This is a genomic window from Ruegeria sp. R14_0, assembly GCF_017743975.1.
Lineage (GTDB): Bacteria > Pseudomonadota > Alphaproteobacteria > Rhodobacterales > Rhodobacteraceae > Ruegeria.
Map to the genome: position 1 here is coordinate 88,119 of NZ_JAGHRC010000004.1, position 21,157 is coordinate 109,275.

General features: G+C 56.7%; 15 protein-coding genes. 9 read left to right on the plus strand and 6 right to left on the minus strand.

Annotation, left to right across the window (positions count from 1 at the left end; all coding sequences use genetic code 11):
• Positions 1 to 3: 3 nt before the first annotated feature.
• Genes J7416_RS12815 through J7416_RS12825 form a run of 3 tightly spaced genes read right to left on the minus strand, consistent with a single transcriptional unit; the run spans position 4 to position 5,649 of the window.
• Positions 4 to 1,617, minus strand: coding sequence for a hypothetical protein (locus J7416_RS12815; protein ID WP_209225155.1), 1,614 nt, complete (start codon positions 1,615 to 1,617; stop codon positions 4 to 6).
• A complete protein-coding gene (locus J7416_RS12820) occupies positions 1,614 to 3,152 on the minus strand; it encodes a hypothetical protein (RefSeq protein ID WP_209225156.1) in 1,539 nt (512 codons plus the stop codon). The genes J7416_RS12815 and J7416_RS12820 overlap by 4 nt, the downstream gene beginning before the upstream one ends.
• Entirely contained in the window at positions 3,142 to 5,649 is a 2,508-nt protein-coding gene (locus J7416_RS12825; RefSeq protein ID WP_348540269.1) for a condensation domain-containing protein, read from the minus strand. The genes J7416_RS12820 and J7416_RS12825 overlap by 11 nt, the downstream gene beginning before the upstream one ends.
• A gap of 272 nt (positions 5,650 to 5,921) precedes the next feature.
• Between J7416_RS12825 and J7416_RS12830 the strand changes: the two genes are divergently transcribed.
• The 4 genes from J7416_RS12830 to J7416_RS12845 all read left to right on the plus strand — a co-directional run bounded on the left by J7416_RS12830 (position 5,922) and on the right by J7416_RS12845 (position 11,299).
• On the plus strand, positions 5,922 to 7,193 hold the full coding sequence (locus tag J7416_RS12830; RefSeq protein WP_209225158.1) for a polysaccharide biosynthesis/export family protein: 1,272 nt from the start codon (positions 5,922 to 5,924) through the stop codon (positions 7,191 to 7,193).
• A complete protein-coding gene (locus J7416_RS12835) occupies positions 7,190 to 9,409 on the plus strand; it encodes a polysaccharide biosynthesis tyrosine autokinase (RefSeq protein ID WP_209225159.1) in 2,220 nt (739 codons plus the stop codon). The genes J7416_RS12830 and J7416_RS12835 overlap by 4 nt, the downstream gene beginning before the upstream one ends.
• 25 nt (positions 9,410 to 9,434) lie before the next feature.
• Complete coding sequence (locus tag J7416_RS12840) at positions 9,435 to 10,538, plus strand: glycosyltransferase (RefSeq protein ID WP_209225160.1); 1,104 nt, start codon at positions 9,435 to 9,437, stop codon at positions 10,536 to 10,538.
• Positions 10,539 to 10,618: 80 nt separating this feature from the next.
• A complete protein-coding gene (locus J7416_RS12845; protein ID WP_209225161.1) occupies positions 10,619 to 11,299 on the plus strand; it encodes a 4'-phosphopantetheinyl transferase superfamily protein in 681 nt (226 codons plus the stop codon).
• Here the strand turns inward: J7416_RS12845 and J7416_RS12850 are convergent, their stop codons facing one another.
• Positions 11,300 to 12,097: a methyltransferase, TIGR04325 family gene (locus J7416_RS12850; protein WP_209225162.1), complete on the minus strand. Its 798-nt coding sequence runs from the start codon at positions 12,095 to 12,097 to the stop codon at positions 11,300 to 11,302.
• Between the two features lie 411 nt (positions 12,098 to 12,508).
• Between J7416_RS12850 and J7416_RS12855 the strand changes: the two genes are divergently transcribed.
• Together J7416_RS12855 and J7416_RS12860 are read left to right on the plus strand one after the other, a co-directional pair.
• The gene (locus J7416_RS12855) at positions 12,509 to 13,921 is read left to right on the plus strand and encodes a hypothetical protein (protein WP_209225163.1); all 1,413 of its coding nucleotides are present in this window, start codon (positions 12,509 to 12,511) and stop codon (positions 13,919 to 13,921) included.
• Between the two features lie 232 nt (positions 13,922 to 14,153).
• Positions 14,154 to 14,855 (plus strand): sugar transferase, encoded by a 702-nt coding sequence (locus tag J7416_RS12860; RefSeq protein ID WP_209225164.1) that lies wholly within the window; start codon positions 14,154 to 14,156, stop codon positions 14,853 to 14,855.
• A gap of 17 nt (positions 14,856 to 14,872) precedes the next feature.
• Here J7416_RS12860 and J7416_RS12865 read toward each other — a convergent pair whose 3' ends face one another.
• The gene (locus J7416_RS12865; protein WP_209225165.1) at positions 14,873 to 15,043 is read right to left on the minus strand and encodes a hypothetical protein; all 171 of its coding nucleotides are present in this window, start codon (positions 15,041 to 15,043) and stop codon (positions 14,873 to 14,875) included.
• Between the two features lie 385 nt (positions 15,044 to 15,428).
• Between J7416_RS12865 and J7416_RS12870 the strand changes: the two genes are divergently transcribed.
• From J7416_RS12870 to J7416_RS12880, 3 genes are all read left to right on the plus strand, one after another.
• Complete coding sequence (locus tag J7416_RS12870; protein WP_209225166.1) at positions 15,429 to 16,697, plus strand: glycosyltransferase family 4 protein; 1,269 nt, start codon at positions 15,429 to 15,431, stop codon at positions 16,695 to 16,697.
• 66 nt (positions 16,698 to 16,763) lie between these two features.
• A complete protein-coding gene (locus J7416_RS12875) occupies positions 16,764 to 18,239 on the plus strand; it encodes an oligosaccharide flippase family protein (protein ID WP_209225167.1) in 1,476 nt (491 codons plus the stop codon).
• 51 nt (positions 18,240 to 18,290) lie between these two features.
• The gene (locus tag J7416_RS12880; protein ID WP_209225168.1) at positions 18,291 to 19,253 is read left to right on the plus strand and encodes a helix-turn-helix domain-containing protein; all 963 of its coding nucleotides are present in this window, start codon (positions 18,291 to 18,293) and stop codon (positions 19,251 to 19,253) included.
• Between the two features lie 16 nt (positions 19,254 to 19,269).
• Here J7416_RS12880 and J7416_RS12885 read toward each other — a convergent pair whose 3' ends face one another.
• Positions 19,270 to 21,144: an adenylate/guanylate cyclase domain-containing protein gene (locus J7416_RS12885; RefSeq protein WP_209225169.1), complete on the minus strand. Its 1,875-nt coding sequence runs from the start codon at positions 21,142 to 21,144 to the stop codon at positions 19,270 to 19,272.
• Positions 21,145 to 21,157: the final 13 nt, after the last annotated feature.

Sequence of the window (21,157 nt, forward strand, 5' to 3'; positions counted from 1 at the left end):
AACCTAAGGCCCCGAGATTTGGATCCGCCGTGTTGTAAAACCATCCCCTTTGGGCCCGGCCGGCGCGACCTCAAAGTCAACGGTATCGCCCGGCTGCAGATCAAGCGTGATCTCGTTCAGGGTATAGCGCTCCGGCGTTATATCAGCCTCAGTCAGGACGGCATCCTTGTGTCGGATCACTAGTAGGGAAGACTCGGTCTGAGGCGAAGCCTGCCACCAGCCGCGGATACTATGCGGCCCGCTTGTTTCGGCTGTGAACCGTTCGATGACGCTATAGGGCTTGCCATCGAACCGCGCCGTCGTGATGCCGTCGTTGTTAATGCTAAGCGGCGAAAGGTCCGGCGCTCCGCGATAACTGGGCCAACGCCAATCGATGATTTCCAAGGGCGCGATCCCAACGTCGGGCCGCCGAGCAAAATAGCTCCAGGGTGGCAGGTTGAACTGGTATTGCGTGTCGGCAAGGTTGCCCGGAGACGTCAAGCTCACCGTCAGACCTTCACCGGTGATAACGACCGGAGTGTCGGTCAGCGCGGCAATTGGCTCAACCGGACGGCCCCATGCGTCTAAGTACTCAGCAGAGCCAGTAACCTCGATTTCTGCACCGCTGCCCCAGACAACAAAGCGGTTTCCGCCGTCCCCGAACTCATAGATATGGGCAGTGTCGAGTGTGTCGCGCGCGATAGGGCGTCCGAATGGAAGCAGGGTGTTTTGCAACAGTTCAAACGCATCCGCAGCCGGCTTTCGGTTCCGGGCGTTTTCGTCCAGCAACCCCATATTGGGCCACCATTCCTCATCCAGCAGCGCGTACCAATAGGCATCTACGATGCCTGCCGCGCCAAGTTGTGTCACCATTTTCATCATGTAATCCGGTGCATCGTCGGGATCGTCGAACCAATGCCCGAATTCGGTGACGTATAACGGCCGCACGCCGCCAAACTCCTCCATCAGGTCTGTCAGGCGGCTGAGTTCGATCAGTAGGGTGTCAGGGTTGTCGCGGTAGGGATGAACCGAGATCGCATCGCACGCGTCCAACCCACCGTGTTCAAAAAAGGCGCGATAAAACCCGATCGCAATCGTGTTGAGCCCGGCGCACATGATCCAGGCATCCGGGTGATCCTGATCCAGCTGATCCCGGATGGCGCGGACCAGGGCCGCGAAGTAAAATGGCGGATCCTCGGTGAATGGTCCCCCGACGAAATCATCAGCATTCACTTCATTGCCGACTTCGATCTGCACGTTGTCGACGCCGTATTGGCTGAAGATTGCGCTGATCCAGGCGGCCATTGCTGCGCGGCCTTCGTCGCTGTGTGGAGTGTCGCCGTTGTCATAAAGCGGATTAGTGTCTGTGATCACGATCAAAGGGGTCATGCCCTGCTGAATGATCGGCAACATGTACTTGTCGGCTATATCAAAGTTGTAGACGCCCGGCTCTTTTTCCGCCGTGGCCCAACCTATTTCATCGCGTAAAAAAGTGGCCCCAAAATCCCGCGCCTTACGGATCGAAGCATTTGACCATCCCTGTTCCATATGCGTCTGGACGCCCAGATTGAAAGGCCGGTCTTCGGCCAGCGCCGGACTGATCAGTAGTGTACCGCAGATCAGGGCCCGCCAGTTCATTCCGCCCCGCTCCAGTCCATGACGATCTGGTCGCCGGCAACGCTCAGGTGGTGCATGCCGCTAACACCGGGCCTGTCTTCTGGGGTGAACTGCCGGATTAGGCGTTCTTCGTATCCGGTCTCATCCAGCCGCAGGATTTCCATGATGTTGAGACCATAGCCGTAGACGCCGTGGCTGTTGTTTTGCGACGGCCGAAACAGCCGGTTTCCCTGTCGGATCACTGCCCCCGCGTTTCTTGCGGAGGCAGATCCAAAGACCACGGGGTTGTCTGGATGCGGTTTTATCTGAGTCAGGTCCGGGCCATCGATTTCGAACAGGTACAATTCGCTGGAGTGGTCCTGGAAGGCATAGTGGTCCGACAGGTTCGTCAACAACCACCAACGATCATTGTCGTCGCGGAAGAGGCTGGATTCAGCCAGATGCTGCCCTTCAAACGCGGTCGCGTGCAGCTCCCACTTGTCCGGGAACCGTGTCGCGCGCCAAATCTCAAGCCGCCGTGCGGCCTGAGTCTCGGGCATCATGTAGATGGCGTCGCCGTCCCGAAACACGAAGGGGTAAGACAAGTGATAGGGGCGCTTTAGCGCGGTTGTGGGGTGTTCCAGATGATCCCCGTTCAGGTGTGCAACTTCGATCCAACCGTCGTGATTGTCTGCGTTCATCGCCTCATAAAACACCCAATGCTGCCCTTCATGTTCGAACAGGAACGGGTCTGCCATGACAAATGCGGATCTGGACAGCGCAGTCGCCTTTCCGGGGTGAAACCCTGAAATCGAACCCTTGCTGCGGCCCAATTGCCAAAAATCCCGGGCTTTACCCGATCTCGCCAGGCGTTCGGTGCGAAGCTTGTCGGTCACAACCGAGACAAAATTCTGCGCATATGCCCAGGCCGAGTCGAACTCGGGCTTCAGGCTGGGGGCGGTCAGCTCGTTGCAGTTGACCAACGTCTGGTCTTGCGCCAATCCCGCCAAAGCGTGGGCCAGGAACAGAACCGATTTCTCGGCCACAAACGCGCCGGTCAGAACAGCGCCCGGCTTGCGGTTGTAGCTGGTCTCGCGCCACACGCACGGCGCAGGGTTCTCGTAGGACCGGGTGAGAATGCTCACGCCAATTCGCGGGGCCCGCGCCGCATCTTTGGCCATCGCAGCGTTGAACGGGTCGGCCATTCCGCCAAATGTCAGGGAACATTCAGCCAGAACAATCTGCGCAAGCTGGTATTCCGTTAGGGACACAGAACCAAGAGACAGCGCGATATCGGCGCGTCTTTCAGTGAACGGCAATGAGGTCAGATAGTCCTCGGCAGGCTGAGTGTCATAGGGCAGTATCCGGTGGGCCGCTGCCAAATGTTCGACAAGCTTTACACAGCGCGTCAGCAGCGTGCCCGGGGGGTCTTGCCTTTCGTCCCCACCGATGATCTGGCCGGTGATTTCAAAACGCTCATCGCGGCGCAACCGGTCAATCAGAAGGGCCTGCCAGTCCATCAGGCGCAAGCCTTCCGGGGGCGTCACAAATGCGATCCGCAGCTGTTCAACCGGCACGGCCGCTCTCCACCCGAGCTGCTTTGGCGTCCAACACCCGGGAAATTCGGTCAAACCCGGACCGCATCAAAGAGTCGCCGTGCCAGCCATTCACTGGGTAAACGGCCGTGTCTGCGGCCAGCAACTCGGACCACCCCAATACACCATCTTTTGGTGTCATAGCCTGCGAGCGTGTCACGAACAGAACGACCTCGCCATCATAAGGTGCAAACTGGTAGGTGCGGGTCAGGTTGACCAACACATCAACCGTGTCGTCGACCAGTTCGGCGGTGGCGGTCTTGGAGGATGCCAAATTCATAGGTGCCAGCAACCGGCGCGCCAAGTTGTACTGGCTCAACAGGTCGGCTGTCCCGATCTCACCGCGCCATCTGAGGCCCAGGTAGTAGCGCAGCCTGCGCATTCGGATTGTCCATTTGTCCCGCCCACGCTGGAAACCGGAAAACTTGTAGATCGCGCCCGGAGCCCAAGTGTCAATCATGGCAACACAGCGCACGGATTCCCCTAGGTTTTGCAGATGCTGGGCCAGTCGCAGCGCCACGCGCCCATCCACACATAGCCCGCAAAGCATGATCTCGCGCCCGCCATAGTGGTTTTGGACATGCCGGGCGGCCTGTTCAATTGCTGGGTCAAAACCGGTGTTTCGCAGCATGTCCAACTGCGCCCGGGTCGCAATGCCCACATTTGCGACAGCGCAGTCCGAGTATACCTCGGTGCCCAGAGCATGATAGAGAAAGGGCTGGTTCACTGTCAGTAGGACAGGCGCGGTATCCGAGGCAGGTTTGAGTTCGGCCATGTCCCAGATGTTCTGGGCCGGTGGTTCAACCTCGGGCGTCGGCACGGGTTCTGCCGTGCTTAGCATGGCTGTAAGCCCGTCCAGTGTTGGATCGTTCAGAAAGGCATGCAGGCTGGGTCGTGTTCCAAACATCTCACCTACGCGGGACAGCATTTGCAGCGCCAGAACAGAATAACCACCCAGATCAAAGAAGTCTCCGTCAACCTGATCGACCGGCAGCGCCAGAAGTTCGGCCCAGAGCATCGCCAGCTGCGGTCTCGTCGTGCTTGGAGGAAGAACCGGTTTTGCAACCGCAGTGGCGGGGTCGAGTTTCAGCGGATCAGCCAGGCTTTCCGGCGGCCGGGTCGGCGCGATACTGGAAATCGGTGCCGGATCTCTGCGCATCAGGGCTTGGAACACCTCAAGCAACACATCGGAAAAAGCCCGAACGGTTTCGGTGTCCAACAAATTGGCATTGTAGTCGATCACCATACGCCAGCCAGAGTTGCGGCCCACGATGTTTACATTGAGATCATACAGCGTGCCGGGAGAGTGGGATTGAACCGAAACCAGTTCGATGTCGCCATAAGCCCTTTCGTTCAGAAACGCGCGTTGTAGGTTGAACATGATCGACACCAGGGGAATCCTCAGAGGGTTCCGCGGCGGGTTCAAGACCTGCACCAGTTTGTCAAACGGTAGCGTCTGATGTGCGAGCCCGCCATTGACGACATCGCGGGCAACCCGGCTGTGGTCGGTCAGTGATCCGGCAGGGTCCACATCCAAACGCATGACCAGCGGGTTGGTAAAGATCCCGATCAACGGCTCAAGATCAACCTCGGTGCGACCGGCGACCTGAATGGCAAAGCTGATGTCACTGCGCCCGGAAAACCGTTCGAGTGCTGCGCTAAAGGCTGCAACACCCAATGCAAAGACCGAGGTCTCCAATTCTTTTGCGGTTTCGGCCAGTTGCGTTTCGAAGTCACCGGGTAAGTCTGCGGCCAGTGACCGGTGATCAGGTTCGGCTGGGACGCGCGGGCGGTCGAGCGGGAGCTCAAAATACTCCATCCCGCTGAGCGTCTTTTTCCAATATTCTTTTTCCTCATCCATGGCACCGCTTGCCTCGTAATCGGCAAGCCACATGGAATAGTCGCCATATTGTAGGGCAAGCTCGGGCAGGTCGGGGTCGGTTCCGGCCATCAGCGCCTCGAGGTGCGTTCCCAGTTCGTGACCCAGCACCCCTATCGAGAACCCGTCGAACACACTGTTGTGGACGGAAATCAGCAATGCTGCGCGTTCAGATTCGATCGGCACCATCGCAACACGAAACAAACATGGCCGCGACAGGTCAAATGGTTCCTCAGAGTGTGCAATGGCAATCGAGTCTATCCGCGCGGCGCGATCTTTTTCGGGAACTTTGCGAATGTCGACAAGATCAAGTTTGAAATCCACGTGGGCGACAACTTCTTGCAGGGGGTCGCCGTCTTTTTCGATGAACCGTGTGCGCAGAATTTCATGGCGGTCCACGATTTTCTGGAAGGCCGCCTGCACAAGGTCACTTGTCACCGGCCCATGCACTTCCCACCGAACCGCGAGATTCAATCCCTTGTTGCCGGGATGAATCTGTTCCATGAACCAGCATCGTTTCTGGGTTACAGACGTTGGAAACGTTCCAATAACTTGCTGCTGTTGCAATGCCTTCATCAATAAACACTCCGCAGTCCCCATTGCCCCGGACTCGGAAAAAAAATGTTGCAGGCGTTAGCTGGGCAAATCTTCCGGCACGCTGCGAACAGGGCAAATGCGGTCACTCATAACTGGTTGCAAGTTTCCCCGCGGGGGTCGCACGAGTCAAACAAAACAAGCGAAATTGCCGCCGATAAGTCATCACAATTGGACAGTCAGAGCGGGTCGGGGAATTTTTCACCGGGAAAACGACCCTGACAGAACGAGATAAATCGCTATCATGAATGTGTTGTTATTTAGTTGTAAGCGATTCGATGAGTTGGCTTGAGGGTTTTGGGTGCGTCGCAGCGCTGAAGGTCGTATGCGGCATTTGCGTGGTTTCCATTTTTGCCATCGCAACAATGGTTTCGGGCGATGCCCAGGCCACAACACCGGACGGCTATCTGATCCATGTGGGCGACGAGCTTGAGCTTGATATCCTTGACGACAACGATCCACCGCAACGCTTTACCGTAGGGCGCGATGGCGAAGTCCAATTGCCATTCATCGGCGGCCTGCAGGTTGCGTCCGTTGCTGTGGGTGAGGCGCGGGATCTGATACACCGCACCTATGTCGAACGCGAAATTTTCGTGAACCCTTCGATTGAGCTTTCTATCGCCAGTTTCCGTCCAATCTCGGTCCTGGGTGATGTGCGGGACCCGGGCAACTTTGATTACCAGCCGTTCATGACGGCCGAACAGGCTGTCGGAATGGCCGGCGGACCGTCGATATCCGCGAACAACGAAGAGGCCCGCGTGTTAGAGCGGCGCAATCTGAAAGGCATGCTGAACAGTCTGGAATACGATCTGGCGCTGGTGGCTGCCCAGTATGCCCGTGCGCAGGCATTGCTGAAAGGCGAAGACAGCCTGAGCTGGTCAAACCTGCCTGCCGATCTGCGCCCCGGTGTGAACCGTGAATTGTTTGACGAGCATAAGCCGAGCGAAGATCAGGTTATTGCGATTGAGTCCCGCAACGCGACAACGCAGCGGGAATCTCTGACGCAGGCGTTGGCCGAGGCGGACAATCAGATCGCCATTCTTCGCGAGCGGGAAACGGTTCAGCGCCAGATTGTCGACGTGTCCAAGCGAGAGCTGGACAGAATGTTCGATCTGGCGGGTCGCGGGCTGATCCCAAAGTTCGATGTCCGACGCTTTGAGCTGAGCGTGTCGCGTGCGGAAAGTGATTTGCTGGATCAGCGTGAGAGACAGTCTGAAGCCATGATGGAGCAAGCGACGCTGAAGGGGCGCCTGTCGCAATTCGACTCGGATCTTGAACAGCGCCGCCTGACCGAGACGCAGAGTTACTGGAATGAGATCAACAAGCTGATTTCCAATCGGGAGTCGATCGAAGATCGTCTTTCGCTGCTGGATCAGTGGGTCGCTGCCGCGTCTGGTTTAGAGACAGAGGTACTGTTGGAGTACCAGGTTCGGCGGCGGGAAAGTGATGGCGTCCAAAACCTGCGTCTCAAGCCGCATGACGAGCTGGCACCGGGCGATATGTTGGTCGTTGTGATGAAGCCCCCGGAAATGCTGGGAGAGTCGCAATGAACCTGCGCCGCAACCCGACGCATTCCACGGCACACGAGGCTGAACCGCACACCAAGGCTGATCCGGGTTCGCTTACGTACCAGCCAATTGATGCGATGTACCTGTTCTCAATCCTGCGGGTGAACGCACGTCTCATTGCGGGGGTCGCCATCGGATGCGTGATTGCAATGTACATCTACCTGCTGTTCGTGCCGTCGGTCTACACGGCCTATTCACAGGTCATTCTGGACACGCGCGAAGAGAGCATCTCGCCGGCAGAAGAGGTTGTTTCGGACCTCAGTATCAACAGCTCGGTTCTTGCGGGTGAGGTTGTGACCATCCGATCAAATGTCCTGGTCGGCAAAGTCGTCGATCAGCTGGGTCTGTTGGAACACCCACAATACGATCCGCGTCTGCCACGCCGCGAAAACCTGTTTTCGTGGGCGAAACGGGTGGTTCGTGGGGGGGAGCCGACGCATGTCATTGCCGCGACCATGTCTGATGACATGTTGCGGTCACTGGTGATTGATGAGATGCGCAAGGATCTGACGGTCAAGCAGATCGGCGTGTCCTATGCGATCGGGATCAGCTTCAAGAACACCAATCCCGTTCTGGCTGCGGATGTCGCCAATGCCATCGCGAACCAGTACATCGAAGGCCAGCTGGACGCCAAATTGGATGCCACCTTGCGGGCGAATTCCTGGTTGTCGGACAGGTTGGCCGAACTGAGCGGGCAACTGGAAGCTGCCGATGCGGCGGTTGTCGATTTCAAGGCGGACATGATCGACATCGCGGACGGGAACGAGGAGAACATCAACCAGTTGCTGGCCGAGCTGAACACCCAACTGGTCGGAAGTGCCACTGAACGGGCCGATGCCGAGGTGCGGCTGACTCAGGTCGAGGCGCTGCGGACCGATGGTGGATTGCAGGCGGTGTCGGACGTGGTGACCTCGCCGCTTTTGGAAACATTGATCCGGCAACGGGCCGAGCTGACAGCCACGCAGGCGCAACTTGCCAGCACATTGGGGCGAAAGCACCCCGACATGGTGCGTATCGCCGCGCAGATCAAAAATATCGACCGCACAATAGATTCCGAGCTGCAGCGTCGCGTCGAAGAGATGCGCGGGGATGTTATCGTGACCACGAACCGCGAAAACGCGCTACGCGAACAGATTGCGGTGGTCTCGGAACGTGCGGACTCGCTGGCCAAAGCTTCAGTACGTTTGGGCCAGCTTGAGCGTACGGCAAATGCCACGCGGCTGGTTTATGAGAACTTTCTGTCGCGCTTCAAGGAAACCAGTGCGCAGGCAGATTTTCAATTGCCCGAGGCTCGGGTGATTGGGCGCGCCGAGGTGCCAACGGTGCCATCCGGCCCACGCAAGACGCTCCATATCATCGTTGCCTTTGTGGTCGGCTTGTCTGGTGCAATTGGGTTTGTCTTCTTGCGCAATCTTATCCGGGCACCGATCAACACGGCCAACGAGCTTCAGGATCTGACCCACCGCCGAAATCTGGCGCTACTTCCTTATGTTCGTCATTTCGGTCACAAGTACAAATGGTTGCGCCGCGAGATTGCGGGGACCGAACATTCGTCCTTTATGGAGAACGTAAGAACCATCCGCACCAGCCTGTTTGCGCTTGGCAAAGCGCGCCAGCCCAAGGTGATCATGGTGACCTCGTCTGTGCCGGCCGAGGGGAAGTCATCGTTGTGTTGTGCGTTGGCGCGGACGATCAGCGCGACAAATTCTTCGGTTTTGCTGCTGGACGCCGATCTGCGTCACCCCGATGTGCGTAAGGCTTTGGCCCTGCCTTCAGATGGCGCCTGTCTGGTCAGTTATCTGAACGGCGAAGAAAAGCTTAAGCAGTTGCCGGTCCGTTCAGAGTTGGCGGGCGCTGATGTCATCTCACCTTCGGTCGAAAGCGTGAATGCCGCCGATCTGCTGTCCTCGAACCAATTCACTGGACTGCTGAACCGGATGAGCGCGCGTTATGACGTGGTGGTCGTCAATGCGCCTCCGGTTCTCTACCTGTCGGATGCGGTTCTGCTGACCAAGCACGCTGATACGACGATCCTTGCGGTACGCAGTGGCAAGACACCAGCCAAGGTTGTCAGCAACTCGATTGCGCGGCTGGAAGAAGGCGGCCAGCCGGTCTTTGGCACCGTGATGACAATGGTCCGCCGCGGGGATGCGGCAGCCCGCGATTTGGGCGGCTATTCGTACAAGTACAACTATTGAAGCGTGTGAGTGAATTGGTGCTGTCATGAAAGTCGCCATTGTTCACTATTGGCTGGTTGGAATGCGCGGTGGCGAACGTGTGTTGGAAGAGCTGGTAAAACTCTATCCGCAGGCGGATCTGTTCACCCATGTTGCGGATCGTGAAAAGCTGTCGGACCTGCTGCAAGACCGACCCATCCACGAAACGTTCGTTTCCCGGCTTCCTGGCGCGCGGCGGCACTACCAAAAATATCTGGGCTTTATGCCACGCGCTCTCGAAGAGTTGGATTTGTCAGGTTATGACCTGATCATCTCGTCAGAAAGCGGCCCGGCCAAAGGGGTGATCCCGCCTCCGGGCACGCCGCATATCTGTTACACGCACTCGCCTATGCGATACATCTGGGACCAGTATGGCGCGTATCGTGACCGGTTGTCCTGGCCTGGGCGGCTTTACTTTTCGCATCTCGCACACCGTCTGCGAATTTGGGATGTCTCCTCGGCCGCCCGCGTCGATCAGTTCGTGGCCAATTCGAGTTTTGTTGCCCAACGTATTCACAGCTATTACCACCGCGACGCGCAGGTGGTGCATCCTCCGGTCGATCTGGATGCCTTCCGTTTGCCCAAACAACCGACGGAGCGAACGCACTATCTTTTTGTCTCGGAACTGGTGCCTTACAAAAAGGCAGATTTGGTGATCGGGGCGTTTCGTGGGTTGGATCACAAGCTATTGGTCGTCGGAGATGGCGAACAGCGGCCCGAACTGGAACGAAATCTACCGCCCAATGTGCACCTTTTGGGTCGCGTTCCGGGTAGCGACCTGCCGGGCCTGTACCAATCTGCCAAGGCGCTGATTTTCCCGGCCGAAGAGGACTTTGGCATTGTCCCGGTCGAAGCTATGGCTTGCGGTACACCGGTGCTGGCCTATGGGCGCGGAGGGGTTCGAGACAGCGTTATAGACGGGCGCACAGGTCTGTTTTTTGAGGATCAGACGACGCAATCCATTCGGGATGCGATCGACAGGTTCGAAGCTGTTGATTTCGACGCGACAGACATCAGCACCCACGCAAGCGGCTTTGGCGCGGACCGGTTCCGCCGGGAGTTCTCTGGCGTCGTTGATCAAGTGCTGAGCGGGTTGCGACACCAAAAATAGACGACGCATTCTGCCCTCGCACTATCGACTTGCCCTGCGGTTCGCCTTTAGGTTTGGGACGTTAAGCAAGGAGAGCGCGCGTGCCCCGGATTGATCTTTGGCAATGGTCTCTGGACGTGCCCGAACAGGACATCCCGAAAGTTTCAAAACCTCTGTCCGACGACGAAATGAAACGCGCGGATCGGTTCGTGAAACCGGTCGACAGGCGTAGGTATATTGTGGGCCGATCCCGTCTGCGCGGTATTCTGGGACAGTACTTGGACCTTCCTGCCGAAGCTGTTTCATTTGACTATGGCCCTCATGGCAAACCCATGTTGGCGGATGGCCCCGGATTCAACCTTAGCCACTCTGGCGGGCGTGCGGTTCTGGCGGTCAATAAAGACGGCGATCTAGGGCTTGATATCGAAAAGGTTCGGCCCATCGAGGATGCCGTCGCAAAGCATAACTTTTCACCCGCTGAATACGCCGAACTGTCCGGGTTGCCAAAAGCAGATTGGTTGACCGGTTTCTTTCGGTGCTGGACGAGAAAAGAGGCGGTATTGAAGAAGTTGGGGCACGGGCTCTACATGCCGCTCGACTCGTTCGACGTGACTGTTTTACCCAATGCGTCGCCTTGTTTGACGCGGATTGAAGGCGACAACCCGGCGCGTTGGTCGCTGGTTCATCTCGACCTTGGACCAGGTTGGATCGGCGCGCTGGCATTGCGCGATGCTTTTGGTCCTGTCCAGCTTCGTTGGCGCGAAGCTGACGAACTAGGCTAGTCAGTCGCGGCGCTGAAGGAAGTACCCTTTACTGGTGCTGGGCCCTAGTCCGGGATGTGTTGAGATCACGTGGCTGAGCGACGGAATCTCCCATTGATCGCGGATCAAATATCCCATGTCCGATAGGCTGAGCTCGAATTCAGCCTTGTTTCGTATTTGATAGGGAACGCGCCGAGGGCCGATCTTTTCTAAGGTCACGACAGTAGGCCCTTCCCGCGTGGCGACTTTGTTCAACAGGATGTGTTTTGGCGGTGCTTTCAGTTTGCCGACAAGTTGGGCCAAGGGGATGTCCAAGTATTGCAACAAACCTGACGCCAGAAGCAAATCAACGGGCCCGACCTGAGCGAGGTCATCCTGAAAAACGATCTCTGACGGCAGGTCCTCGGTCTGTTGCGCCGCGCGGGCCAGCCTGACTGTTGTTGGCAGGTCGTAGACTGTCCAGTTCACGCGTTCGAGCTGGCACAACTCGCGAAAAGCGGTGTATTTTGTGCCAAGATGTCCGCCGGCATCCAGCACATGCATATTGTCGCGTTGTATGGTCTTAAGCCAAAACATGACCGGATAGTCCCAGACGGTCTTTCGGCTCATGAAATCGACGTTCACTTCGGCTACGTCTTCGTGGTCGTACCCGCCGCGTCCTGCATTGTGCATCGCGGTGGCGTAGTCGGGGTAGGCTCCGATCATCGCTGGGGGGCGAATGCCCGTCGCCATCAGGTGCGCCCAAGCTGCCGAGGCTGGATGGCCGATATGCCGTTCCAACAGCCCAAGCCCGCCCTTTATCTTTTGCCTGAAAGCCATCGCGCGATCGCCCGTTCCAAAATGCACACACATAGGGCTGACACTTTGCCAAGCCCACACCAAACCAATGCGATCAAGTTACGGCCAATCTTCGTTTACGGAAACAACCACAACAAGTTTGGCGCGAGGTGCCCACGGTAAAGAAACAAAACCTGAAATTCGCTGGTATAGTTTCGAAGTGGATGACGGCGCAGCGCAGCAGGTGGCGTGGAGTATTGGAGTGAATTCGTAAACTTTGACCTATTCAAACGCTCACGGTTCTATTGGCTGGGGCCGAGAGAAGTTTTTCCTTGATCTGCGGCGTCACAGGCGGTGATGCTGGGTCATCTGATCAATGAATTGTTGAAGCAGACCGATTTCTACACTGTTTCGCGCACAAGCGGTGCAGAAAAACAGTGAGTGAGGACTGAAATGGCTGTTTATCCCGCAGCAGCCGCATTCTTGTTGTTGTGGCTGTGGCTCAGCGTCAAAAATGCCGACAATGGCGTCGTGATGGCCATTGCGATGATCCCGTTTGGCATGTTCGCTGCCGTTGTTGTGGGTGATCTATCTATCCTTATGGCCAATCTTTTGGCTGTTCTCTCAATTTCGCTGCTTGTAGTGCGCAGGGCGGTTCGAACCGCGCCCGGTGCGTTGTTCGGGTTGCCGCCCTCGGGGCTCTACTTGTTGGTCTTCGCGCTGTACTCGGTCTTTTCTGCCATTGTGTTGGTTCGGTTGTTCGAAGGGAACTTCTCGGTCTTTCCCATGACAGTGACGTTTGTCGGCCCGCAGGTCAGTATTTTCTTTAGTTCGGTCATGCTGCCGCTACAGCCCTCAAATTCGAATATCGCGCAAGCGATCTATATCCTGCTGTCGGCCGCATTTTTCCTTTCACTTGTCGCAGTCGCCAGACGGCGCGGGGTTGCGTTTGCCGAGACTGGATTGGTCTGGGCTGCCGCGCTGAACGCCATTTTGGGATTGCTGGACTTTTTGCAGGCGGACATGGTGCTCGGCCTGGTCCGCACAGCGGATTACGCTTTGCTGAACGAACACCTGATCGGGCAATTCAGCCGCGTTATTGGCGGCTATTCCGAGGCATCAGGTTACGGTGCGGCCTCGTCCGCGTTTTTTGCCTATTTCGCGATGTCCTATCTGATCGTTCGCAAGAACAGTCACGGGATTTTGGCCATTACCAATTTGATCGGTGCGTTGATGGCGTTGTCTAGCACGGGTGTTGTGGCAGTCGCGGGTGCCACATTCTTCGTTCTGCTGCATTTCAGGGTGTTCCTTGGCTTCAGCATGTCACGCGTTTTCGGACATGTTCTGGTGCTTGTGCTGTCGGTGTTGGCGATTTTCGTTAGCGTGTCACTCCTGGTCCCGACCGTGGCAAACAGCGTTTCGGATGTATTGGACCAGCTTATCTATTCCAAGCTTGATACATTGTCCGGACGCGAGCGCGGCGCATGGTCGGCCGCCGCGTTTGACGCATTTGTTCAGACTTGGGGGCTGGGGGCAGGCGTGGGGTCCTTGCGCGGCAACGGGCTGGCTTCGGTGCTATTGGGCAGTGTTGGGGTTCCTGGTACTGTGGCTTTTGTGCTGTTCCTTCTGAGCGCACTTGGCCCGCCCATCCGCGGTGCGGATCACGAGGCATTGCGCCTGTACTGCGCTGGCCGGGTCTGCGCGTTGACATTGTTGACGGCCATGCTGGTGTCGGCCACGACCCCGGACCCGGGTTTGTTTCTTATGGCTGCGACCGCAATTTGCGTCGCCGCTCGGGAACGGGTCTTTGCGCAGTCGGCCGCAAAACGGATCAATCCGGCAAAACTGTCATCGGGTCGTATCTAAGGGTGGTGATTCTACAATGCTGTGACAGTGCCCATTTTAGCGACGGAACTGTTTCCTTTAGTGCGACAGATTGATTGAAAGCCCCAAGTTACCCACAGGCAGGGCGGAGTTTTCAAAAAAAGTTGCGACGTCGGCGGGGAATCTTCTATACACTAAGTTTATTGACTTCCTTCTGCGGACCATCGTTTTTTGGGACGCAGTCGTATGTATAGTGTTAGCGATTGGCTGTGTTATGGAATCTGATTTTCGTCGGGGGGCGGGCATTGATGCGCCGCAATCCCGAAGTTCAAACTCAGACATACAGCACAAAAATGGGGATGGTTGGTACGGCGTCGCAAAATCGTTGTTCGACCGAATTTTTGCGTTCTCTGCGCTTGTGTTTTTTGCGCCTTTTATTGCGCTGATTTCCGTGTTGATCCTGATCACGGACGGTGCACCGGTGTTCTTTGCCCATAGACGTGTTGGGCGCGACGGGCGTCAGTTCAATTGCCTGAAATTCCGAACCATGGCGCGGGATGCCGAACGGCGCCTGGAACATATCCTTGAAACCGACTCTGACGCCAAGGCGCAATGGGAAGCCCAACAGAAGCTGGATGATGATCCGCGCATCACCACGATTGGAGAGTTCTTTCGCAAAACCAGTCTGGATGAACTGCCGCAGTTCTGGAATGTGATTAAGGGCGAAATGTCTGTTGTCGGTCCTCGTCCGATCGTTGCATCCGAGGCATCACATTACGGGGAACATTACGACGACTACCTGTCCGTCAAACCGGGCATCACCGGCCACTGGCAGGTCAATGGACGCAGCAAGACGACTTATGCAGAACGGGTCGAGATGGATGTCGACTATGTGCGCAATCGGTCCTTTGCACGCGACATCGCGATCATCTTCAAGACGATCAAAGTGATCGTTATGGGCGATGGGGCCCAGTGACCAACTGATCGCCTGGATCAGAAGAAAAGAAACAGACCGACAACCAACCAGAAAAGGAGACAACCACCGATCACCAGCCGCCTCAGTAGTTTTGGCGAGGCAGATTCAATCAGGTTAGCAAGGTTGAAGCGCAATGTTTTACTCTCGTGAGCGAGTGTCATTTGCTGTGCTCGATTTTTGTTATTCATGATTGTCTCCACGGCTACGCGGAGTTGGTTTTCCTGTCAATATCGCAGGTTTTCCGGGCTGTTTTTCGGCAAAAGTATGTCCAACCGAGGTTAGCCATATGCGTTTGAACGTTTTCATTTTATCAACAGTATCCCCCGACAAATTACTGTCGGACTTTCCAAGATCAGTACGTAACCTGTTGGGGCGTTGTCATATTTTTCGCCCCGGCATTTTCCCGAGCGGTGCATTCGGTTATCTTGTTTTGCAACGTATCAGGTCACTTTCGCATCGATGCCACTCACCTAATTCACTTTGCGTGTATGGCAAGCAAGCTTTGCCACCCCAGCGGGTTTTTGCTGCCAATCGCCGATCACAAATGCGTGCTGGTGGTCAGACAGGGCTGCTATGACCCGGGGCAAACCCAGTCGCGTCGTCATTCTGAGCGACTTTTCCAAGGTGCACGGCGGGGCGTCGAAATTGGCGGTTCTGCAGGCCGAGTTGCTTTCCAAACGGCGAATTGCCGTGACCTTCTTTTGTGGCGACGAAGGTGATCAAATGCCAGCGGGGGTCTCGCTTGAGGCCTTAGGCGGGCAACGTCTGCTGGATCAAAGTGCCGTTTCAGCCGCCGCATCCGGGATTTGGAACCGGGAAGCAGAACAGCGCCTGACCGACTGGATTTCTCGGAATGACGACCCCGATACGATCTATCATGTGCACGGGTATCATCAAACTTTGTCGCCGTCAGTGCTGCGGCCGCTTCTGCGAGTCAAACAGCGCACAGTGATGCACGCCCATGATTACTTCCTAAGTTGCCCCAACGGTGCATTCTTTGATTTTCGGGACCGTAAGACCTGCACGCGCAGGGCCATGTCACCAGCTTGTCTTGCGCGCAATTGCGACAAGCGAAACTATGGACAAAAGCTGTGGCGCGTTTCGCGACAGGCGGTTCAGAACCGCGCCCGCGGCAAGCTATTGCCCGAAGTGACAACGGTGCTGATCCATCGCGATATGGAACACCGCCTGTTTCCAGGCGGCGCATCCGGCCCTGTCGTTGCACTCCCAAACCCGGTCGAGCCTTTGTTGCCCGAACCGGTGATCAGCCAGAAGAATAACGAATTTCTCTATGTCGGAGATGTCCACGCTTACAAAGGCGTTTTTCTGTTGGCCGAAGCGGGGCGACAGGCGGGCGTCAAATTGCGTTTTGTTGGTGATGGTGAAGACCTGGAGCAGTTGAAAACCACCTATCCCGAGCATCGTTTTGACGGGTGGCAGGATCAAAAAGGGTTGCGCCGCGCCATGAAAGAAGCGCGGATGCTCGTGGCCCCGACGCTCGGCCCGGAGCCTTTTGGTCTGGCCCCGGTCGAAGCCCTGCTGTGCGACATTCCGGTTCTCGCCTCAGATAGCCTATTGCTCAGTAGAGACATCTGCATGAAGAAAATGGGTGCAAGCTTTATTGCCGGGGATGTCGGTGCGTTGGGGGCGGCGTTGGTTGATCTGTCGATGGACGATGACAAGATCGCGCAGATGGCCTCCAACGCACGCCCCGGTGGGCGTGCCCTTTCATTGTCGCCGGTGGCATGGTGCCAGGCACTGCTGGGTTTGTATCGAACAATCCTGCAGGGTTTGGAAGGCGGCTCCAAGCCGGAACAAAATTATGCAAATGTCGCATCTTAAAGCTCTGATGTTGCCCCGAGATGTTCCATGTCGAAGGGCTCCTTTCCGGCCCGAAAGGGGACGGCGATGACAGAGACCCCCAAACAAAAGGAAACCGTTTTGCAGGGCGGGATTTGGACCATGCTGTCCAAGATCTTTACCCAGCTCACGCAATTCGCGATTTTCATGGTCGCGGTGCGGTTGATGACACCCGCCGAATTCGGCGTCTTCGCATTGGCCGCTGCGGTCATCGTCATCCTGACGCAGGTTTCTACGGCGGGCTGGCCGGAATACATCATGCAATGGCACGGGGACAGGGCGCGCATACGTGAAACACTTTGCGTCGCAATGATCTGTGGATTTGTCATTGCAGTGATCGGGGTGTTTGGCGGTGGTTTTGCCGCGACGCTGTTCTCTGATCCCGCTGTTGGACCGTTGGTTCAAATACTGTCGATCAGCGTGTTTTTCACCTCAGTTGGTGCAGCCTATAACGGAGTGATGGTCTGGCAGAACCGATTGTCCGGGGCGGCGTTGGTGACGCTTTTGGCCGATCTGGCAAATCTGATCGTAGCGATTTGGGCTTTGCTACAGGGCTATGGGGTTTTGGCGTTGGCCTGGGGCCGCCTGGTCAGCGCCGTGATCTGGAGCGCAAGCGGAGCCGTGGTCAGCAGAACAAAGCCCGTGATGGTCCACCCCGATACGCTGGCTGACTCGGCGGCGTTTTCGTGGAAGATCATCCTTACCCGTGTTGTGGTGAATATCCGCATCTACGCCGCGACGCTGATCATTGGTGGCTTCCTTGGGGCGACATCTGTCGGGTACTTTCGTGCCGCGCAACGCATCGTCGCGGCCTTCGAAGAAATTGTAAGCGAGCCGACACGCATTTTGTCGTGGAACCTGTTCCGCCGCAGCCGTGATGCGCAGGGCGGTTCAGTTGGGTTTGGCGCTGTCGCGCTACGGTTCTTCCCTGTGCTTTACTATGGGGCTGTCCCGCTGTTTGTCGGTGTGATCCTCATGGCCGACACATTGACGGCTGGTATTCTCGGACCCGGATGGGAGCCCGCGACACCTGTGCTGCGCATCCTTGCCGTCGCCGCTTTGATCCGTTGTAGCGGCCATGCCAGCCTTGCGATCCTTACGCTGGCTGGCCAGGTCTGGCTATTGCCGTGGGTTACAGCGCTGTATTCGGGAATCGCGATCGCAGCAGTTCTTGCTGCGGCGTCATTTGGGATCGCCGCAATCGCCATGGCCGAAGTTGTCGCCGCGACCATCGCCTTTGTGATCAATGCCGTCATCATGAAACGCTACGCAGGGATCGCTTGGCAAATCATTCTGCTCAAGACATGGGCCGTTTTGCCTGCAGTGGCCTTGGCTTGTATACCGGTGATCCTGGCAGACATGTTCAGCCTGTTGTCAGGGGTCAATGACCTGATCCGGTTCATTGTACTGGGGCTATGTATGATGGTCGTTTTTGTGCCCGCCATTCTTGTTCTGGACAAATCCCTTCGTGCCATGCTGCGGAACAGAAGGGGTCCGGGCGCGCCGTCTGCCAAGACAACATAGCGTTCGGCTTGAACCTTGTCTCAGCGGCCCAATTCTGTATGTGTTTGTCGAATGCTAGCACGTGCCGAGAACCAGAAATCGCAGCAAATCTCCTTTGAGATCTTTGTGCAGGCAGAGTTTTCGTATCTGGAGCTGTCGTCGATCATTGCCGTGCTTCAGACAGCGAACGATGTCTTGAACCGGGATCTTTTCCAATGGCAGATTACCTCGGATACTCCCGGTTTCGTGTCCAGTTGTTCCGACTTGATCGTGCGCGCCGCCCCGGCGATTTCCGATCAGTACCTAAGTGATTGCCTGTGCGTGGTCGGTGGCCAGTTGGGGGACATCGGCGCGTGGTTGCGGCGTGTGCGGGCCATGCAGAAACTCAAACGACCCGCCGCCCTGTTTTCAGATGCAGCGCGCGAATACATCAAGGCAACCGCACCTCAATCCGGGCCAGTTACGGCGCATTGGCGCGATATCGGCGTGCTGCGCGAGGTCGGGGATTTCCCGACACTTTCGGACAACCTGGTCGCGCGCAACGGTACGGTGCTGACATGTGCCGGAGCCGCGCATACCGCCGAGGCTGTTATCGGTATTCTGTCTGAAGTACTTGAGCCACAGGACCGAGCCGAGCTTGCATGCCAGATGATACTCAATGACGTGCGCGGTCACGCACAAGAGCAGCCAAAGGGTCTAAGCGCCAATCCGAACTTTTTGGAAAAACGGCTGCAGAACGCCATCCGCATTATGGAAGAGAATACCGAGCACCCTTTGCCAACCGCCACTCTGGCGCGGCGCGTGGGCGTCTCGACCCGTCAGTTGGAACGACAGTTCATGCTGCATTTGAGCACGTCTCCGGGCAAGTTTTACAGGAAAATCCGATTGAAAAAGGCGCTGACGCTGGTCTCGCATTCACAAATGCCAATCATCGATATCGCGATCGCCTGTGGGTTTTCCTCGACTTCGACGCTGTCGCAAACATTCAAGGCCGAGTACGGAAAGACACCAAACCAATTGCGCCGGACCGAGTGACTTGCGCGGCGGCGTTTCACAGAGCTTCGGTTGCGTCCTGCGGTGCAGGTTCCGTTGGCCCGTCTGTCAGTTTGTACAGCCGCACCTTGCCAGAGCGCCCTTTGAGCGGGAACGTGCCGCAATCCTCCAGATCAAAAGATGACCCAATCTGCTGGGCCGTCGCTTCACTGATCAATATCTTGGTTTGTTCGTCGCCGGGCAGTTCTCCGGCCAGGGGTTCAATGCGGGCGCAAGTGTTCACAGTATCGCCGATCACCGTATAATTTGTTCTTTCTGTCGCCCCGATGTTACCTACAATCAGGGGGCCAGTATGAACCGCGATCTTGACGCCATAGGTCACCCCGGCTTGGCCCATGGCCTGTCTGATTTTCAGCGCCGTCCGGCACGCCCGTTCAGCGTGGTCCACCTGTTCCTGCGGAGCACCCCAAAACGCCATCGCAGCATCGCCAATATACTTGTCGAGGGTGCCGCCTTCGGTTTGAATGCACCGGTTCAGGATTTCAAAATGACGGTTCAGCATGTCTGCCGTGGCTTGCGGCGTCATGGCCTCGGACGCTGGGGTGAACCCGACAATGTCTGCAAACATCACGGTCAGCTCGACCTCTCGCGGTTGCACGAGGTTGGGGTCGTCGGTGGTCAGCAATTGCCGTACCAGCGCCCGCGGCAAGTAGGTTTCAAACCATCGCAACCCATCCAGCATCTTGTTGAAGGCCACGGCCTGAAGGTTTAGTTCAGCAACCCGAGATGGGGGAAGATAGTCGATCTGATCCAGATGCAGTTCACTGATCTTGATAGCTTCTTCAGTGGATCTGTGAATGGGCGCGGCAAGTCTCTTTGCCAGTAGTAATGCGGCAATGACGGACGCCAATAGTAGCCCGCCACTGACAAGCGCTGCGTCGCTGAGCCGGGACCATTGGTTGCTCCAATCACTTAATGGCGAATACTGACCGATCACCCAGGGTTCTGCGCCGAAGTCATGAACAGTGCTGGTCAAGACCAGATGCTCGCCATCTGCTCGTTCGACAACAAAACCATCAAAAGACGCGTCAATGCCCTGAAACTCGGGGGCTTGTGTCAGCATCTGAGAAATCACCGCATCATCCAGAGCGGCGACTGAATGCAACGGCGCGTCGGCGTTCAACCCATAGCCCGTCAGGTCCAGCAGTTTCGGGTGAGCCAGAACGCGGTTCTTGCCGTACAGTATGAAACCGGTTGCCCCGTATTTCCCGCCCAGCTCATTTATGAGACCCGAGAAGTGATGCACTGTAGACGACACAAGGATCGCCCCGAGGAACGTGCCGTCCCGGTACGCGGGTATGGTCGCCGAAATGTGCGTGCGTCCCTGGTCGAAGAAAGGTTCGTTCCAGAACAGCTGATCATAGTCTTTTATGTCTTCCAGATACCTCAGCGTCCCTGCCGCCGGGGCTTGGCTAGTTGAGACAAAAGAGGGTCCGTCGGGTTCGGTCACATGCGTGGTGATAAACAGGCTTCCGTCCGGGTAGACGATGGCAAGGTCGCTCAGATAGGGGGCTGAGGCTGCGACGCCCTTGAAATACGCTTTCAGAAAATCGGTGTCCGACAGGTCAACCTCGCCCGATCTTGCGTCTTCCTCCAGGGATTTGGCCAATTCCTCGATCGGGGTTGTAAGGCTGAAGACATTGTCCTGAATCGACTCGACAATCATCGCGGCAGAGGTGTTCAGCAGTTCGGTGGTGTTCCGCACGTTTGCGTAAGTCGACACCAATAGCACCGCGCCCGCCGACAGCGCGACCAAGCCGCCGATGGTCAGTGCCAGCAGAACGGAAATTCTGATCTTTAATCCAGAGCCCGAACTCGTGCGTTCGCGCGCGACAGTATTGGAGCGCCCTAAGTCTATGTCTCTGCTGGCCATGATTGAACACTAT